The following is a 24,101-nucleotide window of genomic DNA, read 5'->3' as shown; positions in this document are numbered from 1 at the left end:
AAATTGTTCAAAATGGAGATGCTCAATTAGTTAAAACAGTATCTTGGTATGACAACGAAATGTCTTATACTTCTCAATTAATCAGAACTTTAGGATACTTCGCAAGCAAAATTGCTAAATAATTGATTTAATTAAATTCTAAAAAGATCAACTTTAGGAAATCGGCTAGAAATAGTCGGTTTTCTTTTTATCTATAATTTCTTATTTTTCTTTTCATCATTTTAAATTTTCTTTTTGAAAAATCAATTTATATTTTGTAAAATATATGTTATACTATAATAAAAATAATTAAAAATTATTTTAAAGCAACAATAAGGAGGGATTTATGGTTAAAATAGAAATGGCAAAACCAATAAATTTTAATGAACTTATCACATCAAAGGAAGCTGAAGTTGTAAGCATGAGAATCTTAAATCAGCCAAATAGCTATATTTCTTTATTTTCTTTGGCAAAAGATGAGGAAATAACGGCAGAGGCTATGCTCGGGAATCGTTATTATTACTGTTTTAATGGTAATGGAGAGATTTTTATTGAAAGTAATAAGAAAATAATTTCCAGTGGAGATTTTCTTGAAATAACAGCAAATCATAATTATTCTATTGAAGCAAGAGATAATTTAAAGTTAATTGAAATTGGAGAAAAGATAGGAGATAAGAATATGGAAAATAAGACGTTAAAAATGCTAGAAAGTGCAAATGCATTTAATCTTGCTGAAGTTGTTGAATATCAGGAAGGGAAAATTGTAAGTAAAAATTTAGTGGCAAAACCAAATTTGGTAATGACAATTATGTCTTTTTGGAAAGGTGAAAGCCTTGATCCGCATAAGGCTCCTGGAGATGCCTTGGTTACCGTACTTGATGGGGAAGGTAAGTATTATGTTGATGGAAAGCCATTTATCGTTAAAAAAGGTGAAAGTGCAGTTCTTCCTGCAAATATACCTCATGCTGTAGAAGCTGAAACAGAAAATTTTAAAATGCTGTTAATACTTGTTAAAGAGTAAGAATTTGTAACCTTGTTTTTTATAAGGCAATAATTTTATTAAGAAAATTATATATTAAATGAAAAGTTGTATGAGTACAGTAAAGTACTTTCATGCAGCTTTTTATACAAAAATTTATTAAAATGATTATACGTTATCTTAAAATTAACGTAAATAAGCTATAAGGGAGAAAGTAAAGAATAAAAATGATGAAATCTTTTACAAATTTTATAAAAGTTACTTTGATAGGAGCACCGCTTTTAAATAAGATGATAGGAATATTTCTTATATCAATGCTGCCTATAATTGAGCTTCGTGGTGCAATACCGATTGGGGCTGCTATTGGATTGCCTTGGTACTTAAATATGATTGTTTCGATTGTAGGAAATATGCTTCCTGTGCCGTTTATCCTGTTGTTTTCAATAAAAGCTTTTGAATTTATGAAAAGACGTAATATCTTGGTAAAATTTATTGAAAAAATAGAAAATCGTGCTAAAAAACGTAGTGAAGGACTTGCAACAGGAGAATTTATTGGACTGATGCTGTTTGTGGCAATTCCATTTCCAGGAACAGGTGCTTGGACAGGTGCATTAATTGCGGCATTACTTCAGTTCGAGAGAAAGAAATCGTTTTTTTATATTGGATTGGGAGTAATAATAGCTGCAACTGTGATGACTTTGGCATCTTATGGGGTAATAAGCTTTTTTGCACCAAAACATTAAAAAATTTTAGATAGGCTGTTGAAAAATAAAGATTTTTATGGTAAAATTATTTAAAGTTAAATATTAGAGTAATTAAGGGAATGTTTTGGTTTCGACAGGATAAAAAGATTATTATCGGCAAGTAAGCGGGAGCTTTAAAACCCATTTAAAAATAATCGGAAACGATAATTACGCATTAGCTGCCTAAGATAGCGGCTCATCTCTTTTGGGAACGCCATTTTCTCATTAGATGATGTCATTTTTAATGGCTTACCTAAATGTATGATTATGTCATTTAGGGAAATTCTATAATCTCGCCTTTAGACTTTTGTCTGTTTAATATCTAACGGTTAAAGCGCTAAATAGACTAAACTTGTAGAAGATAGTAAGGACTTTCTATTTTGGACACGGGTTCGATTCCCGTCATTTCCACCAAAACAGAAAATAAAAGGTAAAATTTTAGATAGATTAAAAGAAGCGGGTCATTGGGCTCGTTTTTCTTTTTTTAAATTTTTTATCTCTTTTAAATAAAGTCAAAATATGAGATAATATAAAAAACAAATAGAAGAAAAATGGTATTTAAAATTAGGAGAATGAAGTGAAATGAGAGAAGCAGAAACAAAAATAGGTATTGGAAAATCACATAGCAAAATCATATTAATTGGAGAACATTCTGTCGTTTACGGATATCCTGCTATTGCTATTCCATTGAAAAAAATTGAAATAGAATGTGTAGTGGAAGAGGCAAAAAATAGTTTTTTTTGTAATGAAACAGACACTCTTTCAGTTGCTATTTTTACTGCATTAAAATATTTAAGAAAAGAAAATGTAAAAATAAAGTATAGAGTAATTTCCCAAATCCCTCAAAAACGTGGGATGGGCTCTTCTGCGGCAGTCAGCATTGCGGCAATTCGTGCGATATTTGATTATTTTGGAGAAAATTTAGAAGGTGAATTACTAGAAAAATTAGTAAATACAGCAGAAATTGTGGCTCACCAAACTCCAAGCGGATTGGATGCAAAAACTTGTCTTAGTGACAAAGCTATAAAATTTATAAAAAATAAAGGGTTTTCATACATTGATTTAAATCTTGATGCATATCTTGTAATTGCAGATACGGGTATTTATGGGAATACCAGTGAAGCGATTCAAAATGTGAAAAATTTAGGGAGCAAAGCTGATGTTCCTTTAAAAAAATTAGGTGAATTGACAGATGAAATGGCTAAAATTTTATCTGAAAATAGTGAATCCAAAGGAGAAAAGGTCGATAAAATAGGAAAAATTATGACAAAGGCAAACACGGAACTCAAAAATTTGAACATAACCATTAAAAAAACAGATTTATTTGTAAAAACAGCGATTGAAAATGGGGCAAATGGAGCAAAAATTTCTGGTGGAGGATTAGGAGGCTGTGTAATTGCACTTGCAAAAAATTTGGAAATTGTAGAAAAGATAAAAACTGGCCTGATAAAATATGGAACTGAAAATATTTGGATAGAGAAAATTTAATAAAAAATAAAGGAGAAAAAATGGTAAAAGTTAAATCTTATGCTAATATTGCGATTGTAAAATACTGGGGAAAAAAAGATGCGAAAAAAATGATACCTGCCACAAGCAGTATTTCCCTTACTCTTAACGATATGTTTACAGAAACAGAGATGGAATTTATAAGTGGTGAGGATATTAAAATTTCAGTTGAAAAAGAAATGAAAAATGGAGATTACAAAGATAAATTCTCGAATATGACAGACTTGTTTTATTTGAATGGAGAATTGCAGGATAGTGTACATACAGAAAAGATTAGCAAAGTTGTGGATTTGTTTAGGAAAAATAGAAGTCAGAAGGTAAAAATTTCTACAACCAATAATATGCCAACAGCTGCTGGTCTTTCTTCTAGTTCGAGCGGTTTATCGGCTGTAATAAAGGCTTGTAATGAACTTTTTGGAAAAAACTATACACAATCTGAACTTGCACAAATTTCAAAATTTGGTTCGGGATCTTCTTCGAGAAGCTTTTTTGGACCTATTGCTGCTTGGGACAAGGATACTGGAGAAATTTATGAGGTAAGGACAGATTTGAAACTGGCGATGATTGTACTTGTGCTGAATGAAAATAAAAAGGAAATTTCAAGCCGAAATGGAATGGAACTTTGTGCCAAAACTTCGACGTATTTTGATGAATGGGTAAAGCAGTCTGAAATTGATTTTATAAATATGAAAAAATATCTTGCTGAAAATGATTTTGAAAAAGTGGGAACTTTGACAGAAGAGAATGCTCTTAGAATGCACAAGACAACAGAAACTGCAAATCCTCCATTTACATATTTTAATGAAAAAACTTATGAAGCAATGGATTTTGTAAAAAATTTGAGAAATAATGGGGAGAAATGCTATTTTACGATGGATGCTGGACCTAATGTGAAGGTGCTTTGTCTAGAAGAGAATTTGGAAAAATTGGCAGAGATTTTTGAAGAAAAGTATAAGATTATTGTAAGTAAAACTGTTAAATTATGATTTTAGAAAGGTTTTTGAATAATGGGTAAATTAAGAAAATTTGATATAGTTACAGGTATATTATTTGGAATTGCGACAATAATTTTAATTTATTTATTTTTTAATAATGAAATATTTTTTACATGGGCATTTCAGCGGCATTATAATATATTGAGCTGGTACATCAGACCATTATTTATTATTCCAATAATCTGGAGTGCATATAAAAAGCTATTTTCAGGAATTGCTATCTCTATTTTTTGTCTATTTACGAGTATGTTTTGGTTTTCAAAGCCAAATACAACTAATCCTGAAGTTGAGAAATTTTTAAATTTTGAAGCAAATTATTTGAAAAGTGGATGGACAATAGATAAAATTGCCTTGTTTTTTACTGTTATAATTTTTTTTATTTTTATTATAATTTCAACTTGGACAAAAAATTGGAAATTACTTTTAGTAATTTTAATAGCAGCTGCATTTTTTAAAATATTTAACAGCTATCTTTTAACTGGCAAGAGTGCATTTTCAATGTTGATGCCTGCGGTTACTGGATTAATTGTTTGTGTGATGGCTGTATTTTTCTTAAAAAAGAAAAACTGATGAAAAAGGAGGATAAATTGTGGGATATATAAAAATACTAGATGAAAAAGTATCAAATATTATTGCCGCTGGGGAAGTTGTAGAAAATCCAGCTTCAATGATTAAGGAAATGATTGAAAATTCACTGGATGCGAAGGCTACGATGATAAAAATAGAGGTTTTTAAAGGCGGAGTGGATGTTAAAGTAAATGATAATGGAGCTGGGATGGATAAGGATGATACGCTTTTGTCAGTTGAGCGGCATGCCACTTCTAAGATTAAGGAAAAGGAGGATGTTTTTAACTTAAATACTTATGGATTTCGTGGAGAGGCTCTGTCATCTATTGCAGCGGTATCAAAACTTACGATTACTACACGTTCTGAAAATAGTCCTATGGGATACAAAATTGGTTGTTATGGCGGAGTTGTGAGAAAGTTTGAGGAAGTTTCAAGAAATGTTGGAACAGAAATGGAAGTTAGGGATTTATTTTATAATACGCCTGCTAGGAGAAAATTTTTGAGAAAGATGTCAACAGAGTATGGAAAAATTAGGGATATTGTGCTAAAGGAGGCACTTTCCAACAGCAATGTGGCATTTTCACTTGAGCTGGATGGGAAAAGTACGATAAAGACAAGTGGAAAAGGAATTGAAAATACAATTCTTGAATTATTTGGAAAATCGGTTTTAAAAAATTTGAAAAAATTTGAATATGGATATTTGGGAAATGTGGAAATTTTACGAAGTTCAAAGGATTTTATGTTTACTTTTGTAAATAATAGGTATGTGAAGTCGGCAACTATTGAGAGAGCTGTTATAGATGGCTATTACACTAAGTTAATGAAGGGAAAATATCCTTTTGCCATTATTTTTTATAATGCTGATCCAAAGGAAATAGATGTGAATGTTCATCCATCTAAAAAAATAGTAAAATTTTCAAATGATAAAATTGTTTATAATGAGATAAAATCAGCAATTGATGACTTTTTTTACTATAATGACAGGGAAAACTGGCAGCCTAATATTGATTTAATAAAGAAAAATATTAACATTAACGAAAATGTTGCTGTGGAAAAAGATGATTTGTTTTCTGATGATATTTTAAAGGGGAAAAATCAAACAATGCTGGTGCAATGATATTCGGATATCCAGTGAAAAATCCTGAAGATTATGGTGTCGTTGAGTTTGATGAAAATAATATATACAAAGTTAGATTTTATGACGACTTTGAGGGATGCTGCGATCCAGGTCTCGAAGAAGGAGAAGATGGATGGGATGAGCTATTTTTTGGATTTGAATTTGTAGTTTTAGAAGTTTTATCAGCGCGAGCTGCAAAATTTAAAAAAAACGACTATATCGAAATAAACTATAAAAACTATCCCAAAATATTTGATATGGATAGAAATTTGATTTAGATATGATGATTTAATAGAATTATGGAGAAAATAGGTGCTTAATTTAGAAGGACAGGAATTCCGCGTAAAGAGTACGGCGCGGGACGCCATAAAAGAATGGGATAAATATAATTTAGGCTCGAACGATAGAACATTCAAATTAAATTAGGTAGTAAAAAACAAAAAATAGGATTTTAATATGATAAAAAATGAATTTGAATTTTTAATTGCCTCCGTGCCGGATAGAGAAAAAGTAGTAGCCGAGATTTGGCATATGGACAGAGAGGCTTTAATAGAGATCAACCATGAAACGAATAAGCTTTTAGTCGCTGCTACCGAGACTCGGCATAATATCAATTTTTACGAGCTTATATGGGCGCTATATGCTGGGGGATTATGGCTAAAAGATGGGAATCAAAGACCGAATTTTGCGGAGCAGTTTGAGAAATTTTCAAAAAGAAACGGAAGATGCTCGAAAAATATCTTTAAATTTACAAGATATGAGAATAAAGTGAGTATAGAACATAAAGGCAATCTAATAGCGCATGTCATAAAAGATGGCGACGCCCTATCGGTAGGTTTGTTAAATTTTGGATTTGAATTAAAAGACTGCGTAGAGCTCGAAAATTTCGTATGGGCTTTGCAAAATTCTAGGAAACTGCTAGATGGCGCAGTTGTCTAAGTATCGCGGTAAAAACATATATGAGGGAAAACAAATGACCGATTATTTCGTAAGAAAAGAAAGCGCAATAAAATTAAATAAGCTTTTGGAGTTAGATTCGACGGGAGATGAGCAAGATTGGGAGCTAGAATTAGCAGACATCGGCAAAATTACGTCTATGCTAAATCTACTAGAAAACAAGACATTAAATTTCCACGATAAGATTGCTCTGTCGCATTTAATTGTCGCTTCGTTTGAGGAAGAGAATGAAGAGCTAGGCGAGGTAGACAAAGATAGGATTAAAATATTTGCCGACTTTCTGGACGATAACTTACAAATCAAAAATATCATAAGAGAGTACTGGGTAGTTGCGTATGGGAATTTGAGTAAAAAATTAGCCTATTTGATCTTTGGGGATAGATAAAATTTTGAGCCTATCCATAAAGTATAAATTTTTGAAATTCTAAACAATAAAACGCGGCAGGTACTAACAGAATTTTACGCACAGCTCCTTTAAAACAATTCCAAGATAACCTAGAAATTATTTTTTACAAGCGGCGGATGAGACGATACATGCCAAGCTATAGCGACCAAGAAAGACACTGGCGGCAAGGACTCAAATTATTTAACCCGCTCCGGCGCATTAAATTTCACGATCAATTTGTTCCGGGCGCTTGGAGTAGGACATTGCCTAGCTAGGGCGCCCGGGCATCGCCAAGCCCGAGCGCCGTTAAATTTCAAATTTAAAACTGTCCGAAAAGATCGTTCAGCGCTTCGCTAATGCTAGGATGCGTAAAAATTTGGTTTTTGAAAAAGTCCGCCTTCGCACCCAGCGCCATGGCGATCGCCAGCTCATTAACGATCTCGTGCGCGTTTACGCAGTGAAGCGCCGCGCCTAAAATTTCGCCGCTAGCTGCGTCCACGACCGCTTTCATCATTCCCTCGTCGTGCGCTACGACCTTGGCGCCCGGCACCGCCGCCATCGAAAGCTTCAGCACCTTGATCTCGCGCCCACTCTCTCTTGCCTGCCTCTCGCTAAGGCCGATGCGAGCTAGCGGTGTGTGGGTAAACAGCACGCTTGCATGCGGCGTGCGATTTTTCGTAGTGCGCGCGCCGTCTCCGAAAAGCGCGCTAAAAATTATCCTAAAATCGTCTAGGCTCGTGTAGGTAAACATCTCGCCGCCGCGCACGTCGCCTGCTGCGTAGATGCCAGCAGTCGAGCTTTGCAGATGCTCATTCGTGATGATATTGCCGTGCGCGTCCGTCTGCACCCCCGCAGCGGCTAAATTTAGATCGTTCGTATTCGCGCGACGACCAAGGGCGTATAAAAACGCATCCGCCGCGACTGCCTTGCTCTCGCCCGCGAGGTTAAATTTTAGCTCCCCGCCCTTTAAGCTCAAAAACTCGCAGCCCTCGATAATCTCCACGCCTTGGGCCTGCAGAGCGGATTTGACGCTGGCAGCCACGTCCTCATCCTCGTTTTTCATAAATTTTGATCGCATCAGCACGCTGACTTTAGAGCCAAACCCCGCAAACATCGAGGCAAACTCAAGCCCGATAAATCCGCCGCCGATGATTACTAGATGCTTCGGCAGGATCTTTAAATTTAAAATTTCTTCGCTGCTATAAGCGACCCCTGAGCTTACCTCAAAGCTAGGCTCGACCTCCCTCGAGCCCGTATTTACGACGATCGTTTCTGCCGAAATTTCACGCGTTTGTCCGTCAGGGCTTAGCACGCGCACGGAATTCGCGCTCGTAAATGAGCCCTCGCCGTCGATTACGTCGATATTTGGGCTTCCCTTTAGCATGGCTAAATTTTTCGCCCTCAGCGCCTCTACGAGCTCGTCCTTTTTCTGCATACTCAGTACGAAATACTCTCCGAGCACGCTGAAATTTACGAAGCCTGCTTCCTTGCTCGCGGTAATTAGCCGCTTGGTCGGGATGCAGCCTACGTTGATGCAGGTGCCGCCGTACATCTGCGGAGAGCGCTCGATGAGAGCGACCTTTTTGCCTAGCGCGGCGGATTTTGCGGCAAGGGTTTTGCCCGCCTTGCCAAAGCCTATTACGATGATATCATAATCCATTTTTTATCCTTTTGATCTGAAATTTCGCGGGATTATAAGAGGTTTTATTAAATTTAAAATCTAAGCGGCGCAAATTTAAAGGCGCAGACAAGAGGCGCGAAATTTCGCGACGAAATTCTAACTTCGGCACAGAATTTAATACGGAAAATAAAAATTTTGACTCTAATCGTTTTAAAAATTCTGCGCCGATAGAATTAGAACTTTAAGCGCGGGATATGCGGCACTTTATAGCGCTTGGTAACGGATAGAATCAAATTCTAAGCCCCAAACCGCTCATAAAATTTAAAGGCGCGAAAAACGCAGAATTTGCGCTGTAAAATCCGCCACTAGCGCTTTTTTACGCCGAGCAAAAACATATCGATGCGGTCCTTGATTAGCTCGCTCGCTTTGAAATTTAGCTTTTCGTCGAAAAACAGCAACCTACTAAAATGCGGCTCTCTAAGTAAAAAGCAAAAATATAGCGCTAGGCTTTTTGCCGTGCGTCCGGGCGCAAACTCGTCCGCATGCGCCGCCAAATACTCATCCAGCGCATTCGGCGAACCTAGCACGCCGCTTTTTAAAAAGATTTTTGGGCTCTCGCTAAGCGCTCCGTTAAAGCCGCTGAAAAGTATCAGCCGGTAGAATTTTATCGCTTCCGGAGCGAAAAGAAACTCCAGATAAATCCCTGCAAACTCCTGCAGATACTCACGCAATTTTAGGTCTTTATTAATTCGCATGCGCTCGTTCATGCGCTCATCGAGCTTTTTGCTTTGCAGTTCGATGATGCGCAAAAATAGGCTTTCTTTGTTATCAAAATACTTATAAACCGACGATAGCGAGCCACCGCTAAGCTCGATAATATCGCTTAAGCTCGTAGCCTCGTAGCCTTTGGCTAAAAACAGCTCCAGCGCCGCGTCTAAAATGAGCTTGCAGCGAATTTCGGATTTTTTATATTTAGGCGATTCGGGCATTTCGCCTCCTTTGAAATACTAAAATTTTTTATAAGTGTATAAAAAATATACTTAATTAAGCAACATTATTGGGCTAAAATTCTAAAAGCTTAGCAAAAAAATAATTTGCGCGGCTTTGCGAGCGAAGCGAAATTTTATATCGCGCAGGCGCAAGCGAGCGGAATTTTATCGCGCGCCGGCTGCGGCAAGGCGGAATCTATCTTTGTAAACGAAGTGTTTAATGCCTATTTTAGGCAAATTTAGCAATAATTACTTAAAACGCTAAAAGGCATCTTTGTATGAAAAAAGTCTCGATCGGCGAAGCAGCCGAAATTTTAGGAATTTCAAAAGAAGCCGTCTATAACCGCATCCGCAGAAATTCCTTGCGCGCCGAGGAAAGCGGCGGCGTACGCTACGTGCTTTTAGATGATGAAATGCAACAAAGCGAGCCCGCTTCGCAAGGCTCTGCAAAAAGCACGCGTACTGGCGGCGGGGCGGGCACTCAAAGCTTCATCGACTATCTCATCAAAGAAATCTCCGAGCTAAAAGGTAAAATCGAAGCGCTGCAAAGCGATAAGGACAGGCTTCACAAAGAAAAAGAGGAAATTTTAATCGCCTCGAAAGATGAAATCAAGCTGATGTATAAAGAGCGCGATGAGAAGCTCAGGTATTTTTTGTCGTTTTTCGACAAACCGCTGCTTTCGAACAAAAGCCGCGAAGCCAAACCCTATGATGTCGAAATCAAAGAAAAAACCTTCGATCGTAGCGAATGGACGAGCCTTGCAAAATTCGTAAAATCGCTCAAACGCAAAAAGCGCCTCAAAGCGCAAAGCCTAATCATCGAAAATATCGGCAAGAGCGAGCTTATCCGCGTCGAGGGAAACGAGCTTTTAATAAATCAAAGCTTAGATATAAAATCACTGAAAGGATCTAAATGAAACTACGCAAAATCGCGGCATACGCGCTAGCAGGGGGCTTCGGTCTCGTTATGGCGGGCTCGCTAGCGGGCTGCGACGACAAGGAGCAGGAGCAAAACGTCCGCTTGCAGGAGGGCGCGCTCGTTAGGCTCGAAGAGATCGCGCCGGGAAAATATAAAATTTTAGAGGAATTTCCGAGCGAAAAGACCCAGATCATCCTAAAATCGCTCGACGGCACGGAGAGAATTTTAAGCGATGAGGAGACCAAAGCCCTTCTAGCCGAGGAAAACGCTAAAATCGACGCCGGCACTTCAAATTTAACAAACCAAAATGCGCAGCTTAGCAGCGGCGGCATGAGCCTGGGCGAAGCGATCTTGGCAAGCGCCGCGGGCGCCATCATCGGCTCGTGGATCGGCGGCAAGCTGTTTAACAACCCCGCCTATCAAAGCCAGCGCCAAACCGCCTACAAAAGCCCGAGTGCCTACTCCAGAAGCGTCGATAGCTTCAATCAAGCAAAGCAGCAAAACGCCAAAGCGCGAAGCGGCAAGAGCGGGTTTTTCGGCGGAAGCAAGAGCGGCAAGAGCGGCGGATTTTTCGGCGGTTAAGCGCGCTTTGAAGTATACGGCGGCTCTGCGCGGCGAGTTTAAATTTTAACACGCGGCACTTGAAAGCGAGCAAAATTCCGTCGCAGCAGAATTTTAGCTAAAACGAAAGCGCGCTCCGCGCTGCACGTCTTTGGTGAAATTTGATACGACGAAATTTCGTATCGCTCGGGGGCAGTGTTCTTCGGATGCGTTGTCGCTAGAAAAAATTCTACGGTGCGCGTAGTGATTTACAATCCTTACGCGGCGAGGTTGCGTCAAGATAAAATTACGCGTCACTATGCGTATAGCAGTTTGTAATTATTGCCGCGGCGATGTCATGATGAGGCGGAATTCGCGCCCGCTGCCGAGCGCATCGGATCGCATTTTTTACTGAGGTATTGCCACGCGGCGAAATTTTGATATGAAAGGCAGCGTCGTGCGATAAAATTTTATATTGCGACGCGACATTAAGGCGAGCGAGGCCGTGCTGTGACGGGAGTTTTGATCACCGCATCTGCAATCGGAATTTCGTATCGCGGCGCCTATTGCGACAAATTTTATATCGCCGAGCAGTGCTAAAGTGAGTAAATTTTACCCGGGCGAAATCCTGATCGCAGCGGCGCATGATCAAGTCGTGCCGCAGTTTTTGAGGAAGCCGAGGAGGGGCTACTTGCAAGGGTGTATTTCTTGCAAAAGAGGCGCCGCTCTGCAGCGGAGCAATGCACCGCTCGCCCGCCGAGCTCTGATTAACTGGTGCGCTTAGAGGTGCGAGCTCGTAGCTCGCGTTTTATTCTGCTTCGCCGCGCTCGCAAGATACGCCGGCAGCGACTAGTGCTATATTTGTTTTGCGCTGCGGGCGGAATTTTAAAATTTACATAAAAAGGAAAATCTATGCAACTAAAAAAGATAACGCCGTTAAGCAACGAGTATCTCGAAAAGCTCGGCTTTTACTGGCACACGGACGCAGACGAGACCCCTTACGTCAGCGACGAGATCGTGTGCGTGAGCGCTGCGGAGGCGGATGCGTATTATGAGGCCGCAAACGAGCTATACGAGATGTTTGTCGCAGCTGCGCAGCACGTCATCGACAATAACCTCTTCCACGAGCTAGGCATCCCCTTCAACCTCGTCGATCTAATCAAGCAAAGCTGGGAAAACGAGGTGCACTGGCACCTATACGGGCGCTTCGATTTCGCAGGCGGGCTGGACGGCAAGCCGATCAAGCTGATAGAATTTAACGCCGACACGCCCACGGCGGTGTTTGAGACGGCGATCATCCAGTGGGCGATGCTCAAAGAAAACGGTATGGACGAGGCGAGCCAGTTCAACGACCTCTACGACGCGCTGCGCGATAATTTCAAGCGGCTTGTGGTGCTTGACGGCGAGCTCGAGGACTTTTCTAAATTTTATGAGGGGTGGAAAATTCTATTTAGCAGCGTCGCGGGCAACGTCGAGGATGAAAAGACGACGAAGCTTTTGCAGCAGACCGCGGAGGATGCGGGCTTTAAGACGCGCTTTGCCTACGTGGACGAGGTGGAATTTAACGACGAAGAGGGCGTGTTTTTTGACGGCGAAAACTACGAGTATTGGTTTAAGCTGATCCCTTGGGAGGCGATCGCGATCGAGGAGGGCGAGCTTGCGATACTGCTAAAAAACATCGTGCAAAATCAAAAGGCGATCATTTTAAACCCCGCATACACGCTGCTTTTTCAAAGCAAGGGGATTATGAAAATCCTGTGGGATCTGTATCCAAACCACCCGCTGCTGCTGCAAAGCTCCTTTTCGCCGATCATCGGCAAAAAGATGATCAAAAAGCCGTTTTTGGCGCGTGAGGGGGCGAATGTGGCAATTTTCGACGCCGACGGCAGAAAGATAGAGGAAAACGGCGGCGACTACGGAAATCAGAAATTTTTATATCAGGAATTTTACGAGCTAAACAAAGACGAGCGCGCCCAGAGCTACCAAGCGGGGGTATTTTTCGCCTTTGAGGGCTGCGCGCTAGGCTTCCGCAAGGGCGGCGAGATACTCAATAATCTCTCAAAATTTGTGGGGCACTACATCGAGGACGCGAAGTAGCGGCGCGGCAAATTTTAAAAATTTGAGAAATTTTAAGGCGGAGTATTTTGGCAGTAGCTTTGGCGGCAAGGCTCTCGCGGCGGTAAATTTTATCGCTGGGCGGCGGTGAAATTTAACGCTGGAGGCTACGGCAAAATTTAACGTAGCGTCGCTACTGGAATTCTGCGCAGATAAAATTTCGAGCAGGCTAAATGACGCGAACTAAATTCCGTGCAGAGCAAGATTTGCGCGAGCTAAATTTTAAAATTTAAACGCGAGCGGCAAAAATTGATCTCTCACTTCGGCGCAAATTAGAATTTCAAAATTTAGACGCAGGGTTTAGCGGCGGTAAAACTTACCGCTTATTTCTATGCGAATTAAAATTCTAAAATTTAACGCCCCGAGCGCTGCGAGCATTAAAATTTTAGCAAGAGCGGAATTCGCGATAATAAAATTTCGCGAGAGCAAATTTCCGCAATAGCTAAATTTTGCAGGTTAAAATTTACCGTTTAAGCGCCGCGCTCCGACCGCGCAACGAAATTTGACGGCTAAATTTAGCCGCGCTGCTACGACTTAAAATTTTAAAACGCAAAGGGGGAAATATGAAAATCGTATGTTTGGATGCCGCGACGCTGGGAAGCAATGCCGATCTTAGCGAGATCGCGAGCTTGGGCGAGTTTGAAAGTTACGAAATGACCGAGCCCGCGCAAACCGCACAGCGCCTAGCCGGCGCGGGCGTCGTCATAACCAACAAAGTCCTAATCACGGATGAGATCATGGCGCAAACCGCGCTTAAGCTGATCTGCGTCAGCGCCACGGGCACGAATAACATCGACATGCAGGCCGCGCAGGCTCGCGGCATCGCGGTGAAAAACGTGGCGGGCTATTCGACGAACAGCGTCGTGCAGCAGACATTCGCGTCGCTGTTTGCGCTAACCAACGCGCTCGGATACTACGCGGATTACGGCAGTAGCGGCAAATGGTGCGAGAGCGAAATTTTTACTCACATTGACGCGCCCATCAGCGAAATTTACGGCAAAGAATTCGGCGTCATCGGGCTTGGACAGATCGGCGCAAAGGTCGCCCGCATCGCCGCCGCATTCGGCGCGAACGTGAGATACTACTCCACCAGCGGCGCGAACGATAACGGCGAGTTTGCCAGAGTGAGCTTGGATGCGCTTTTGAGAGCTTGTGATATCATCTCGATACACGCCCCGCTAAATGAAAAAACGGCGGGATTGATCGGCGAGGCGGAGCTTGCGAAGATGAAAGAGGGGGCGATCTTGATGAATTTCGGCCGCGGCGGCATCGTGGATGAGGACGCGCTGGCTCGCGCCGTGGACGAGCGAGGCCTACGCACGGCGCTTGACGTGCTGCAAACAGAGCCGATGAAGGCGGATCATCCGCTGCTGCGAGTAAAAAATCGCTGCAATGTCATCATCACGCCTCACATAGCATGGGCGAGCATAGAGGCTCGCAAGCGGCTAATAAAAATGATCGCGCAAAATATTAGAGATTTTATGAGCGGCAAATGAATGCAGTTAAAACGCCAAAGCAAATTTAACAAAATCAAGATGCGGCGCAAGGCTTAAAAAGACTCTGCACATAGTATTTCAAAGCGCTACACATAAAATTTTATTAGCTGAAAAGAAGCGATATTGCTTCGGGTAAAATTTTAAATTTACGCCGCGGATAAGCTATCTCTCCGCTTTGAATTCGTAGACTTATCTTTTCTTATAAATTCTTTTTATGCTCATCCAAAATCCCGTAACTATAAAAAATAACACTGAAATCGCCGCTACGCAAAATAAGAACTTACCCGCCTCGCCGAAGATATAGCCCGAATGCACGCTCAAAACGGCTTTATGTATAGCAAAAGGGCGCGGCATGGTGCTTTTCGCATCATCATAGCGAGCATGCCGCAAGATGCCCTTTTTAACGTTCACGCTCATCGTGTTCATATGCTTTTCGCTCTCTTCGCCTTTATCGAAATAAAAGATCATAAAATTTTCTCCATCTTTTTGAGCGATGATGTTAAAGAATTCGTAGTTTTCACCGCGTTCACGCTTAAAAATATCAAGTGCCGTCTGCAAATTTAAAATTTTATCTTCATCCTCGAGCGAAAATCCTCGCACTTCGGTAAAACTCGTTTTTCTAAAAATTTCCTTTTCGCCTAGCGCTCTGTTGGTGATTTTGGCTATCCAATCATACGACCAATAAAGCCCACTAGCGCTTATCGTAAGCAAAACGGGCAGTAGCAAAGCTCCGACCGCGCCGTGCAAGCTATATAAAAACGTGTAACCTCTCGCTTTAAAATTTATCCTAAATGCGCGTAAAATCTTTCCTCTAAAGCTAGGATAATAGATCACCACGCCTGAAATTAAGACCAAAATAAACATAACCGTGCTAAGCGCCACGATATTTTTGCCTATTACCCGCAGAGTTTCGTTTTTGCTTAGCCCAAATCCCAGATTGGTATGTAGGTTTAGCATTACGCCGATAAACGTATCGCCTATATTTTCCGAAGTAATTTCGCCGTTATAAGGATCTATAAAATATGATTTAAACTCGCCGCTAGAATCTGTGCCAGAAAGCCTAATCGCTTCGTTTTTATTTTGAGGAATCCTATAATAACTGAGCGTAAAACCGGGCTTGACTTTTCTGAAAATATTTAAAATTTCGGCGGGCTTAAGAGCGTCTTTTTCGCTCGGGCGCACGAAAGATTTGCTTTGATTTAACGCATCTATAATCTCATCATGATACGAGATAATAGCGCCGCTAAGGGCTATGATTAAGATCGGTACGCAGCATATAAGCGTCAAAACAAGATGGACGTTGAACCAAAATTTTTTCCTTTTTAGAATCGCCATTAATTTCCTTAAATTTTAAATCCGCGGACGAAATTTATGCGCCGCGAATTTAAAAGTTCACGTTAAATCCAACCTGCGCCTTCATCCCGTCTACGACCATCATTTGATAATTTCCCGAGCGCGTTAGTACGAATTCGTTGAATATGTTATAAAGCGTAAAATTTAAACTTGCGTCTTTTGTGACTTTATAGCTCGCGCCCAGATCAAAAAGCGTGTATGAGCGGATATCCTCATCGTAGCTTAGGCTATCGCGCGTCCTACTATAATAATTTATTTGCGACCATAAATTTAGCTTGGAGCTTACGTCGTAATCAAATCCTAGCTTTACCGAATGGATTGGAAAATTATTTAAGGTTTTGCCCTTCTCGCTACCCGTTTTTTGCTCGGATTTCGTATAGGCGTAGTTTGCATGCAGCTTCAAATTATTTAAAATTTGATAATCGCTACTTAGCTCTAGACCCCTAACCTCGGCTTCCCCGATATTTATAGTGTCCCAAATACCGCGTCTGTAAGTTTTGCCGTTATGCACGCAAGGATTTCCCGGTCTTGGGCGGCAAATTAATTTGGTAGAAATTCCATCTTTGATTTTGGTATAAAACGCGGTAGCGCTAAAGTTAAATTTATCGTTATCGTCGTAAGAAAACCCGCCTTCGTAGCTTATGCTGCTTTCAGGCTTTAAAGAGCTTCTGCCTATCTGCGCTCCCTGGCCTCCTGCAAATGGCAGGGCAAGGCCCTCGCTACGCTGCTTAATATCCGGAGTTGAATATCCCGTCGAAACGCCGCCTTTAATAGAAAAACTTTCGTTTAAACGATAAACGGCATAAGCGCGCGGCGATATATGGCCGCCATAGTCCTTATCGCGGTTATATCTGATTCCGCCGGTTAGTGTTAAATCATCAGTTAGATAAAAATCATCCTCGCCGTAGATCGAATAATCCCATCTTTTGACATTTGCCTCATCTGCGGTAGTAGCGGCTTCGTTTAATCTCTCGCTTCGATATTGTACGCCCAAACTCAAAGCATTTGAATCGAAAAAATATGAGCCTTTAGAATTTAACGTAGTCGTTCTAAGACGCAGATCCTGGGCGCCGCTTTCTTTCATGCTATCGTAGTTTGCATAGCTATCTATCATAAACTTATCGTATTTTCCCTGGTGAGACAGGCTTGCAGTGTAGCCTTTCATATCCTCTTTCGCAATATCGTTATTGCCTCCCGAGATTGTTCGCGTACGCCCGTATGTACGCCTAAATTTATTATTTACTTTACGATAATCAAGCGTTACCTCATCATTTTGCGTTACGTTATACATCAGTTTTGCGCCTATATTCGTCTCTTCATTATTTCTATTCGCATAAGGCTCTTTATCCTCTATCTTTTCAAAAAATCTGCCGTAAAGTGCGATACCTAGCACGTCCGGGACGATAGCTCCGTTTAGATAAAAACCCGTTTGATAATCACCTTTTATTTGCGATTTTTTAGCGAAAGTATAGTATCCGTTTACATTGCCGCTAGGCTCATTTGAAAAGCCCTTGGTGATGATATTTATTACTCCGCCCATAGCGTCGCTGCCGTAAAGCGAGCTCATAGGACCGCGGATGACCTCTATGCGCTCTATCGCATTTGCGGGAGGCAAGAAATTCTGGCTACTGCCAATACTTCTTAATCCTTTATAAGCGCTATCGCTGGTCGCGGGCTTGCCGTCGATTAAAATTTTCGTATATTTTTGAGACAGACCTCTTAGGCTTATGCCTTTTCTCGATGCAGCGCCTAGCGTTGCGGTAAAGGCACTCGGCAAGTCCTCTACCATTGCGGAGATATCTTGGTAGTTGCGCTTTTGTATCTCTTTTTGCGTAAGAACGGAGATAGAAGCGGGTGCGTCTTGGATATTTTGCCGATAGCCCGTAGCACTGACTACGGTAATTTCGCCCAAATTTACGCTTTTGTCCTGTTTTTCTATCTCGCTCGATATTCCGGCTGTCGCTATAGCAGCAATCAGCGATAATTTATATATTGCGCGCACAAACGCCCCTTTTATTATTAAAATTTAAACTCATTTTACTATAATAAGATATGCATTATCAAGAAATACTAAACGGCAGAGGGATTATTTTAAACGCTAAAGGGATAAGATGAGTAAAGAGATAAGTTTAGATGATTTTTTACAAAAAATATCTAACGACATTGAGCCGTCCAAGCAATGTGGGTATAACAAAACCGAGCTTGAAAGCGAAAGTATAAAATTCGGCTTTAGCTCTTTTTATACGGGCGGAGAGATAGGATATTATAGCAGCGATATAATTTGCAGAGATTTCCTTTTGCATCGCCACGAACGGGGCAGCCGCTATTCATTTTTATTTTTCAATACGGGCGAAAATCCTATCTGCTTCAGATCGGATAAAGATCAATTCGTCTTGAATAAAGGTGAGTTTTGGCTCGGAACTATGCAAAGCAAATTGCGTGGCGTTCACGAGCTTGAAAATAAACACTATAAAAGCTCATGCATAGCGCTTAGCACCGCTTTTGCGAATGAGCTGGGAATTTTAAAAAATTTGAATTTAGATCAAGCCGTTTGCATGAAGAAATTTAAAACAAGCGCCGTGCAAAATATCATCCTTAAAGAAATCGAAAATGCCGCGATATACGACGGCAAAATGCGCGAAATTTTTATGGAAAGTAAAATTTTAGAGATGCTTTATAGAAGTTTTCATAAATTTAATGAGCCCGAAAATGCGCTTAATCTTGATGAAAATCGCATAAAAACAGTCCAAAAAGCAAAGAAAATATTACTCGAAAATATGCAAAATCCACCTAGCATTAAAGAGCTTGCTCATCTTTGCGCCACGAACGAATTTGCACTAAAAAGGGATTTTAAAGCATATTTTGGCACGAGCGTTTATGCAATGCTGACAAATGAGCGGCTTGGAATTGCAAAAGAGCTATTAAGTCTAGATCAAATCAGCGTAAACGAAGCTGCTAAAATGGTCGGATACAATAATTTATCGCATTTTTCTAAAATTTTTAGGGCTAAATTTAATATATTGCCGATGCAACTGAAAAAGGATATAAAATTTTACTACTCGGATTAGAATTTCTTGCGACCGGCTATCTTTTATAAGCCACAATCTTTCGTAACTGCATATCAAAATCTCATAAAATTTTATATCGCAACCGGGATCCGTAAAAATACGGAATTTAAATTATAAATTGCCGCCGAAGCCTTGGCGGCAAAAGCGAGCTGCGATCAAATATCGCAGCTGCGCGTATGTTTGTACGTCAAAGGACGCCTTAAAATTTTAAATACGTCTAAATTAAAACAGGCTATAAACCTCGTCTAGCGTAAAGTGCTTTTTATCGATCTTGCCGCCGTAGTATGGCTTGATATCCTCGTCAAAAGCCTTATGGAAAAATTTCGCTTTATACATTTTTACCAGGCTGCTATTAACCGCATCAAGTAGCTCGGTATTGCCCTTAGATAGGGCAACAGCGATATAATCTACCTTGCCGAGGTTGATGATTTTTGCATCAAGTGTGGCGTCGTTTCTAGCGTATCCGAGTACGACCGTATTATCGTCGGCAAAGCCTATGCCCTCGCCAGCCTTTAGCCTAGCGACGCACTCATTCGCGTCGGCACATGTCGCAATCTCATAGCCCGCGTTTTTGAAGTGCTCCTCGGCAGTTGTGCCTTTAACGCTTAGAATTTTTTTATGCGCGATCTGATCGATTCTTGAAATATTATCATCCTTACGGCTTAGCACGCCAATTTGCACTGAATAATACGGGTAAGAAAAATCGACTTTCTGAACGCGATCTTTTGTGACGGTAAGCTTGGATATGATGAGATCTACTTTATTTTGCTCTAGCGAGGGGACGCGATCTTTAGATGCTACGGCGATAAAGTCGATTTTGATCTTTTTATTGCCAAATAGATTTTTGACTAGCTCGTTTGCCAAGTCAACCTCAAAGCCCTTCAGCGTGCCGTTATCATCGAAGCTAAACGGAGGCTGGGAATCTTGCAAGCCTATGCGAATTTCGCCTGCTTGCTTGATATCTGCTAGGGAATTAGCGCAAAGCGCGCCAGCACCCAGCAAAATACTTAGTAGAATTTTTTTCATATTTTGTCCTTTGAATTAAAACATTTTATAAAGATCATCTAACAAGAAATATTTTTTCTCAGCCTTGCCCTTGTAAAAAGGATCGATGCTGTCGTTAAAAATTTTCTTGAAAAAGCCGTTTTTGCTGAGCTTGACAAGCCCGTCGTTTAAGGCGTTTAGCAAGTCATCGTTACCTTTTTGCACCGCGATAGCTAAAAAGTCCGTCGTGCCTAAATTCTTGATATTTACCTCTACCTTGCGATCTACAACCGAATAACCCAAAACTACCATATTATCGTCTGCATAGCCGCTGCCGCGACCGGATTTTAGCGCTCGGAAACATTCACTAGAACTAGCGCATGAGATAACTTTAAAGCCTTCCTTATTAAAATAATCAAACGCCGTAGTGCCGGGCTCTGCTAAAATTTCTTTATCCTGCAGGTCGTTTATTGTCTTGATATTGTCATCGCTACGGGTTAGTACGCCGATATTTACGCTAAAGTAAGGGTTTGAAAAATCCACTAGTTTCTCGCGCTCTTTCGTAACCGTAATCGCCGCGATATCCAAATCGACCTTGTTATCTTGCACGGCTGTGATACGATCATTGCCCAGAGTTACGACATATTCGATTTTGCCGCCCTTATCGCCGAAAATTTCTTTCACGAGCTCTTCGATAAGCGAAATTTCAAAACCGCTGTATTTGCCGTCCTCGGAGACGCTAAGCGGCGGCAGTGAGCCGTCTATTCCGATACGAATGAGCCCTTTTTCTTTGATCTGCGCTAAAGAGTTAGCAAATAACGAACATGAAGCGATTAATAATGCAAATATAATCTTTTTCATAAAATTCCTTTAAATTTTACTAAAATTTGCCGGCGAATAGAATTCCGTCCATCGCCACTTTAAATTAAAACAAGCTGTAAAGATCGTCCAGCAAGAAATACTTTTTATCAATGGTGCCTTTATAAAAAGGCTCAATACTCTCATCAAAAATTTTTGTAAAAAAACCCTTTTTACTTAGCTCAATTAGTCCCGCATTTACCGCGTTAAGCAGCTCGGTATTGCCCTTTTGCACCGCGATGGCCAGGAAGTCCGTCGAGCCTAAATTCTTGATATTTACTTCGACTTTGCGGTCGACTACAGCGTAAGCAAATACAAGTAGATTATCATCGCCGTATCCGTCGCCCTTACCCGATTTTAGATCATTAAAGCATTCATTCGCGCTCGCACACGGTACTACGTTATAGCCCTGTTTCGTAAAGTAATCAAACACAGTAGTACCGGGCTGCGCCAGTATAGTCTTTCCGTTTAGATCGGAGACCTTTCTGATATTATCGTCGCTACGAGTTAGCACGCCGATATTTACGCTAAAGTATGGATCGGAGAAATCTACCAGCTTCTCGCGCTCTTTTGTAACCGAGATTAGTGCGATATCCAAATCAACTCTGTTATCCTGCACCGCTTTTATACGATCATCGCCTACCGTTACGACATATTGTATCTTGCTGCCTTTATCACCGAAAATTTCTTTAACAAGCCCTTCGATTAAGAGTATCTCAAAGCCGCTATATTCGCCAGCTTTAGCGACACTAAACGGCGGAGATGAGCCATCTATACCGATTCGAATAACCCCTTTTTCTTTGATTTGAGTCAAAGTGTTGCTAAGAAGCGAACACGCAGCCAGCATTAACGCCAAGATTATCTTTTTCATAGCGTCCCCCTTTTTTAAAATTACAGCAAGCTATAAAGATCATCCAGCAAGAAATACTTTTTCTCTGCAGTTCCTTTGTAGTAAGGCTCGATGAAATTATCGAACGAATTTTTGAAAAAGCCCTCTTTGCTTAGCTTGATTAGCTCGCCGTTTAGAAAATCCAAAAGCTCCGAATTGCCCTTTTTTACGCCGATGGCTAAGAAATCCGAAGTGCCTAAATTTTTGATATTTACTTCAACCTTTTTATCTAATACCGGATAAGCCAGCACGACTAGGTTATCGTCGGCATACCCGTCGCCCTGCCCAGCTTTTAGCGCCTTATAGCAGGCATTTGCGTTATCGCATCTGGCGATATTATAGCCTTGCTTTTCAAAGTATGTTTCTGCAGTACCGCCGCTAAGAACCAAAATAGTTTTATCTTGCAATTCGTTTAAAGATTTAATCTTATCTTCGACGCGGGTTAAAATGCCTATATTGACGCTAAAATACGGGGTCGTAAAATCTACCTGCTTCTCGCGCTCCGGAGTTACGGTAAGAGTTGCGATAACCGCATCCACCTTATCTTCTTGTAGGAATTTTATACGCTGATTTGCAAGCACGGAGGTAAACTCCACTTTTCCGCCTGATGGAAGCATATCTTTAGCGATGGCGTTTGCCATATCGACCTCAAAGCCCTGATGCACGCCGTCTTCTATCTTGCTAAATGGTGGTTGCGCGTCATAAACGCCTATTCTAAGCACTCCGCTACTTTTGATCTCGGAGAGCGACCTAGCGCAAAGCGCGCTACTAGCCAAAGCTGCGACGAGCAGACTTAAGAGAAATTTCTTCATCCTTTTTCCTTTCTCATAAATAATTTCAAAACCATTGCCACGGCTACGGAAAACCTCAAAATCCCGCCCGAATGGCAAGCAGACATTAAATTCGCCCGCAGGCGAAAAGCAATTTTAGCTTTTTATATCTTTAATGATTATTAAATAGTAAGTAAAGTCGCTAAATAAATTCGCTTTTTCATTGTTTGCTTCGATTCCACGCGAGCTTTTTTTAGAGTTTTCATCCGCATCCTAGCGATAGAATTTAAAATTTTTAAAATTTTGCAAAATTTTAAAGCCACAGAATTTTACAAAATTTTCAGCGTAGGATTGAGCGAGAAATTTTACGAGCACTTTAAAGCTTGCGATGAAATTTTAAAATTTTATGAGATTAAATTTTGCAGATTGCGTTTGACAAAACAGCACAAGAAAGGAGTGAAATTTTAAAATTTCGTGCTTTGGTGCAGACGCGGCGGAATTTAAAATTCTTAAATCCCTATGCCCGCTCGATAAATTGGAATTTTAAAATTTTTAGCAAGCGTCGTATTTTAAAAGCAAGCAAAATTAAATCTGTGCCACGCTACAGAATTTCGCGATAAAAGCGTGCCGCCAGCGCTAAATTTTGCGCTATAAATCATACTACAAACATAAGCTTAGCGCAAAGCACGATGATGAAGCCGAATACAAAGGCGATTTTGTGGATGTTCGCTCGTAAAAACTCAGGCGCGGGCCTTCCCATCGCGCGGCAGCTCAAATTTATCGCTACGCACACGGCGATGATGAGCGCGAGCGTGACTTTTAGCATAAAGATTTTTTGAAGCGGCGTGCCGAAATACCCGCCGTTAGCGCTTCCGACCCAACGGCTCATCATCATTCCGCCGGTGATTATCAGCGTAAAAAGGCAAACCGGCATGATCTTAATCGCGCGCGAGCCAATCGCCTTTTTAACGCGCTCAAAATCCGCGCCCAGCGTGCCTTTAAGCCGTGAAAAAATCACGACGTCGAAAAATATGTAGCCCAAAAAGATAATGGCGCAGATGAGATGCACGATCTGCACGTAAGGATAAATTCGTTCCACCGCCGCTCCTTGCTATGAAATTTCGCCCATTTTATGCGAAATTTCAAATTTTAGCAATGATTTTCATCAACGCGCCGCGAGCGGTTAAATTTAAGCCGATCGTGCGAGCGACGCAGATAAATTTTGGCAAAATCGCGCAGGCAAATTTAAAAGCAAAGCCGCGCGGCTAAAT

At 40.9% G+C, this 24,101-nt stretch carries 24 protein-coding genes and 1 other RNA gene; 16 read left to right on the top strand and 9 right to left on the bottom strand.

The features are described from left to right. Window positions 1-325: 325 nt before the first annotated feature. From Q0198_RS08670 to Q0198_RS08625, 10 genes are all read left to right on the top strand, one after another. Window positions 326-1,000 (top strand): cupin domain-containing protein, encoded by a 675-nt coding sequence (locus Q0198_RS08670; protein WP_297897041.1) that lies wholly within the window; start codon window positions 326-328, stop codon window positions 998-1,000. Between the two features lie 185 nt (window positions 1,001-1,185). Further along, window positions 1,186-1,701 (top strand): small multi-drug export protein, encoded by a 516-nt coding sequence (locus tag Q0198_RS08665; RefSeq protein WP_146959465.1) that lies wholly within the window; start codon window positions 1,186-1,188, stop codon window positions 1,699-1,701. 76 nt (window positions 1,702-1,777) lie between these two features. After that, window positions 1,778-2,115: a transfer-messenger RNA gene (gene ssrA / locus Q0198_RS08660) on the top strand. Window positions 2,116-2,283: 168 nt separating this feature from the next. Beyond that, the gene (gene mvk / locus Q0198_RS08655; RefSeq protein WP_146959467.1) at window positions 2,284-3,189 is read left to right on the top strand and encodes a mevalonate kinase; all 906 of its coding nucleotides are present in this window, start codon (window positions 2,284-2,286) and stop codon (window positions 3,187-3,189) included. Window positions 3,190-3,209: 20 nt separating this feature from the next. Then, entirely contained in the window at window positions 3,210-4,193 is a 984-nt protein-coding gene (gene mvaD, locus Q0198_RS08650; protein WP_297897034.1) for a diphosphomevalonate decarboxylase, read from the top strand. A gap of 21 nt (window positions 4,194-4,214) precedes the next feature. Then, window positions 4,215-4,772, top strand: a complete 558-nt coding sequence (locus Q0198_RS08645; RefSeq protein WP_297897031.1) for a hypothetical protein — start codon at window positions 4,215-4,217, stop codon at window positions 4,770-4,772. 19 nt (window positions 4,773-4,791) lie between these two features. Continuing rightward, window positions 4,792-5,886: a DNA mismatch repair endonuclease MutL gene (gene mutL / locus Q0198_RS08640; RefSeq protein WP_297897029.1), complete on the top strand. Its 1,095-nt coding sequence runs from the start codon at window positions 4,792-4,794 to the stop codon at window positions 5,884-5,886. A 14-nt stretch (window positions 5,887-5,900) separates the two neighbouring features. Beyond that, on the top strand, window positions 5,901-6,164 hold the full coding sequence (locus tag Q0198_RS08635) for a hypothetical protein (protein WP_297897026.1): 264 nt from the start codon (window positions 5,901-5,903) through the stop codon (window positions 6,162-6,164). Between the two features lie 178 nt (window positions 6,165-6,342). After that, the gene (locus tag Q0198_RS08630) at window positions 6,343-6,825 is read left to right on the top strand and encodes a hypothetical protein (RefSeq protein ID WP_297897024.1); all 483 of its coding nucleotides are present in this window, start codon (window positions 6,343-6,345) and stop codon (window positions 6,823-6,825) included. Beyond that, complete coding sequence (locus Q0198_RS08625; RefSeq protein ID WP_297897023.1) at window positions 6,809-7,228, top strand: hypothetical protein; 420 nt, start codon at window positions 6,809-6,811, stop codon at window positions 7,226-7,228. The genes Q0198_RS08630 and Q0198_RS08625 overlap by 17 nt, the downstream gene beginning before the upstream one ends. A gap of 319 nt (window positions 7,229-7,547) precedes the next feature. Here the strand turns inward: Q0198_RS08625 and Q0198_RS08620 are convergent, their stop codons facing one another. Both Q0198_RS08620 and Q0198_RS08615 read right to left on the bottom strand, forming a co-directional pair. Continuing rightward, window positions 7,548-8,888 (bottom strand): FAD-dependent oxidoreductase, encoded by a 1,341-nt coding sequence (locus tag Q0198_RS08620; RefSeq protein WP_297897021.1) that lies wholly within the window; start codon window positions 8,886-8,888, stop codon window positions 7,548-7,550. Between the two features lie 326 nt (window positions 8,889-9,214). Beyond that, window positions 9,215-9,838, bottom strand: coding sequence for a TetR/AcrR family transcriptional regulator (locus tag Q0198_RS08615; protein ID WP_297897019.1), 624 nt, complete (start codon window positions 9,836-9,838; stop codon window positions 9,215-9,217). Between the two features lie 278 nt (window positions 9,839-10,116). Here Q0198_RS08615 and Q0198_RS08610 point away from each other — a divergent pair, with 278 nt between their 5' ends. The 4 genes from Q0198_RS08610 (at window position 10,117) to Q0198_RS08595 (ending at window position 14,908) form a co-directional block, all read left to right on the top strand. Continuing rightward, entirely contained in the window at window positions 10,117-10,755 is a 639-nt protein-coding gene (locus Q0198_RS08610) for a helix-turn-helix domain-containing protein (RefSeq protein WP_297897016.1), read from the top strand. Beyond that, on the top strand, window positions 10,752-11,339 hold the full coding sequence (locus Q0198_RS08605; protein WP_297897014.1) for a UPF0323 family lipoprotein: 588 nt from the start codon (window positions 10,752-10,754) through the stop codon (window positions 11,337-11,339). Before Q0198_RS08610 ends, Q0198_RS08605 begins: the two co-directional genes overlap by 4 nt. A gap of 870 nt (window positions 11,340-12,209) precedes the next feature. After that, on the top strand, window positions 12,210-13,394 hold the full coding sequence (locus Q0198_RS08600) for a glutathionylspermidine synthase family protein (protein WP_297897012.1): 1,185 nt from the start codon (window positions 12,210-12,212) through the stop codon (window positions 13,392-13,394). A gap of 581 nt (window positions 13,395-13,975) precedes the next feature. Continuing rightward, window positions 13,976-14,908, top strand: a complete 933-nt coding sequence (locus tag Q0198_RS08595) for a D-2-hydroxyacid dehydrogenase (RefSeq protein ID WP_297897011.1) — start codon at window positions 13,976-13,978, stop codon at window positions 14,906-14,908. Window positions 14,909-15,097: 189 nt separating this feature from the next. On the opposite strand, the gene Q0198_RS08590 is transcribed toward Q0198_RS08595, so the two are convergent. Then, on the bottom strand, window positions 15,098-16,243 hold the full coding sequence (locus Q0198_RS08590; RefSeq protein WP_297897009.1) for a PepSY-associated TM helix domain-containing protein: 1,146 nt from the start codon (window positions 16,241-16,243) through the stop codon (window positions 15,098-15,100). A gap of 49 nt (window positions 16,244-16,292) precedes the next feature. After that, a complete protein-coding gene (locus Q0198_RS08585; protein ID WP_366112026.1) occupies window positions 16,293-18,263 on the bottom strand; it encodes a TonB-dependent receptor in 1,971 nt (656 codons plus the stop codon). Window positions 18,264-18,372: 109 nt separating this feature from the next. Between Q0198_RS08585 and Q0198_RS08580 the strand changes: the two genes are divergently transcribed. Then, window positions 18,373-19,329: an AraC family transcriptional regulator gene (locus Q0198_RS08580; RefSeq protein WP_297897004.1), complete on the top strand. Its 957-nt coding sequence runs from the start codon at window positions 18,373-18,375 to the stop codon at window positions 19,327-19,329. A 222-nt stretch (window positions 19,330-19,551) separates the two neighbouring features. Here Q0198_RS08580 and Q0198_RS08575 read toward each other — a convergent pair whose 3' ends face one another. From Q0198_RS08575 to Q0198_RS08555, 5 genes are all read right to left on the bottom strand, one after another. After that, window positions 19,552-20,355 carry a transporter substrate-binding domain-containing protein gene (locus Q0198_RS08575; RefSeq protein WP_297897002.1) on the bottom strand — a complete coding sequence of 268 codons (804 nt, stop codon included), beginning with the start codon at window positions 20,353-20,355 and terminating at the stop codon, window positions 19,552-19,554. 15 nt (window positions 20,356-20,370) lie between these two features. Then, on the bottom strand, window positions 20,371-21,174 hold the full coding sequence (locus tag Q0198_RS08570; protein WP_297896999.1) for a transporter substrate-binding domain-containing protein: 804 nt from the start codon (window positions 21,172-21,174) through the stop codon (window positions 20,371-20,373). A 64-nt stretch (window positions 21,175-21,238) separates the two neighbouring features. After that, the gene (locus Q0198_RS08565) at window positions 21,239-22,042 is read right to left on the bottom strand and encodes a transporter substrate-binding domain-containing protein (protein WP_297896997.1); all 804 of its coding nucleotides are present in this window, start codon (window positions 22,040-22,042) and stop codon (window positions 21,239-21,241) included. Between the two features lie 20 nt (window positions 22,043-22,062). After that, window positions 22,063-22,872, bottom strand: coding sequence for a transporter substrate-binding domain-containing protein (locus tag Q0198_RS08560; protein ID WP_297896995.1), 810 nt, complete (start codon window positions 22,870-22,872; stop codon window positions 22,063-22,065). 613 nt (window positions 22,873-23,485) lie between these two features. After that, entirely contained in the window at window positions 23,486-23,929 is a 444-nt protein-coding gene (locus Q0198_RS08555) for a copper resistance protein CopD (RefSeq protein WP_297896994.1), read from the bottom strand. Window positions 23,930-23,943: 14 nt separating this feature from the next. Here Q0198_RS08555 and Q0198_RS08550 point away from each other — a divergent pair, with 14 nt between their 5' ends. Continuing rightward, window positions 23,944-24,099: a hypothetical protein gene (locus tag Q0198_RS08550; RefSeq protein ID WP_297896992.1), complete on the top strand. Its 156-nt coding sequence runs from the start codon at window positions 23,944-23,946 to the stop codon at window positions 24,097-24,099. Window positions 24,100-24,101 lie beyond the last annotated feature (2 nt).

Origin of the sequence: uncultured Campylobacter sp. (assembly GCF_938045205.1) — a bacterium.
Lineage (GTDB): Bacteria > Campylobacterota > Campylobacteria > Campylobacterales > Campylobacteraceae > Campylobacter_B.
Note: the sequence above shows the minus strand (reverse complement) of the source record. Positions and strands in the feature narration are given on the sequence as shown.

Excerpts from the sequence above, each read along its gene's own strand:
- Q0198_RS08560 (WP_297896995.1), bottom strand. The coding sequence starts at position 22,872 with ATGAAGAAATTTCTCTTAAGTCTGCTCGTCGCAGCTTTGGCTAGTAGC.
- mvk (WP_146959467.1), top strand. The coding sequence starts at position 2,284 with ATGAGAGAAGCAGAAACAAAAATAGGTATTGGAAAATCACATAGCAAA.
- Q0198_RS08645 (WP_297897031.1), top strand. The coding sequence starts at position 4,215 with ATGGGTAAATTAAGAAAATTTGATATAGTTACAGGTATATTATTTGGA.
- Q0198_RS08605 (WP_297897014.1), top strand. The coding sequence starts at position 10,752 with ATGAAACTACGCAAAATCGCGGCATACGCGCTAGCAGGGGGCTTCGGT.
- Q0198_RS08615 (WP_297897019.1), bottom strand. The coding sequence starts at position 9,838 with ATGCCCGAATCGCCTAAATATAAAAAATCCGAAATTCGCTGCAAGCTC.
- Q0198_RS08595 (WP_297897011.1), top strand. The coding sequence starts at position 13,976 with ATGAAAATCGTATGTTTGGATGCCGCGACGCTGGGAAGCAATGCCGAT.
- Q0198_RS08620 (WP_297897021.1), bottom strand. The coding sequence starts at position 8,888 with ATGGATTATGATATCATCGTAATAGGCTTTGGCAAGGCGGGCAAAACC.
- Q0198_RS08600 (WP_297897012.1), top strand. The coding sequence starts at position 12,210 with ATGCAACTAAAAAAGATAACGCCGTTAAGCAACGAGTATCTCGAAAAG.
- Q0198_RS08570 (WP_297896999.1), bottom strand. The coding sequence starts at position 21,174 with ATGAAAAAGATTATATTTGCATTATTAATCGCTTCATGTTCGTTATTT.
- Q0198_RS08610 (WP_297897016.1), top strand. The coding sequence starts at position 10,117 with ATGAAAAAAGTCTCGATCGGCGAAGCAGCCGAAATTTTAGGAATTTCA.
- mvaD (WP_297897034.1), top strand. The coding sequence starts at position 3,210 with ATGGTAAAAGTTAAATCTTATGCTAATATTGCGATTGTAAAATACTGG.
- Q0198_RS08590 (WP_297897009.1), bottom strand. The coding sequence starts at position 16,243 with ATGGCGATTCTAAAAAGGAAAAAATTTTGGTTCAACGTCCATCTTGTT.
- Q0198_RS08565 (WP_297896997.1), bottom strand. The coding sequence starts at position 22,042 with ATGAAAAAGATAATCTTGGCGTTAATGCTGGCTGCGTGTTCGCTTCTT.
- Q0198_RS08630 (WP_297897024.1), top strand. The coding sequence starts at position 6,343 with ATGATAAAAAATGAATTTGAATTTTTAATTGCCTCCGTGCCGGATAGA.
- Q0198_RS08670 (WP_297897041.1), top strand. The coding sequence starts at position 326 with ATGGTTAAAATAGAAATGGCAAAACCAATAAATTTTAATGAACTTATC.
- Q0198_RS08580 (WP_297897004.1), top strand. The coding sequence starts at position 18,373 with ATGAGTAAAGAGATAAGTTTAGATGATTTTTTACAAAAAATATCTAAC.
- Q0198_RS08550 (WP_297896992.1), top strand. The coding sequence starts at position 23,944 with ATGAAATTTCGCCCATTTTATGCGAAATTTCAAATTTTAGCAATGATT.
- Q0198_RS08665 (WP_146959465.1), top strand. The coding sequence starts at position 1,186 with ATGATGAAATCTTTTACAAATTTTATAAAAGTTACTTTGATAGGAGCA.
- Q0198_RS08575 (WP_297897002.1), bottom strand. The coding sequence starts at position 20,355 with ATGAAAAAAATTCTACTAAGTATTTTGCTGGGTGCTGGCGCGCTTTGC.
- Q0198_RS08625 (WP_297897023.1), top strand. The coding sequence starts at position 6,809 with ATGGCGCAGTTGTCTAAGTATCGCGGTAAAAACATATATGAGGGAAAA.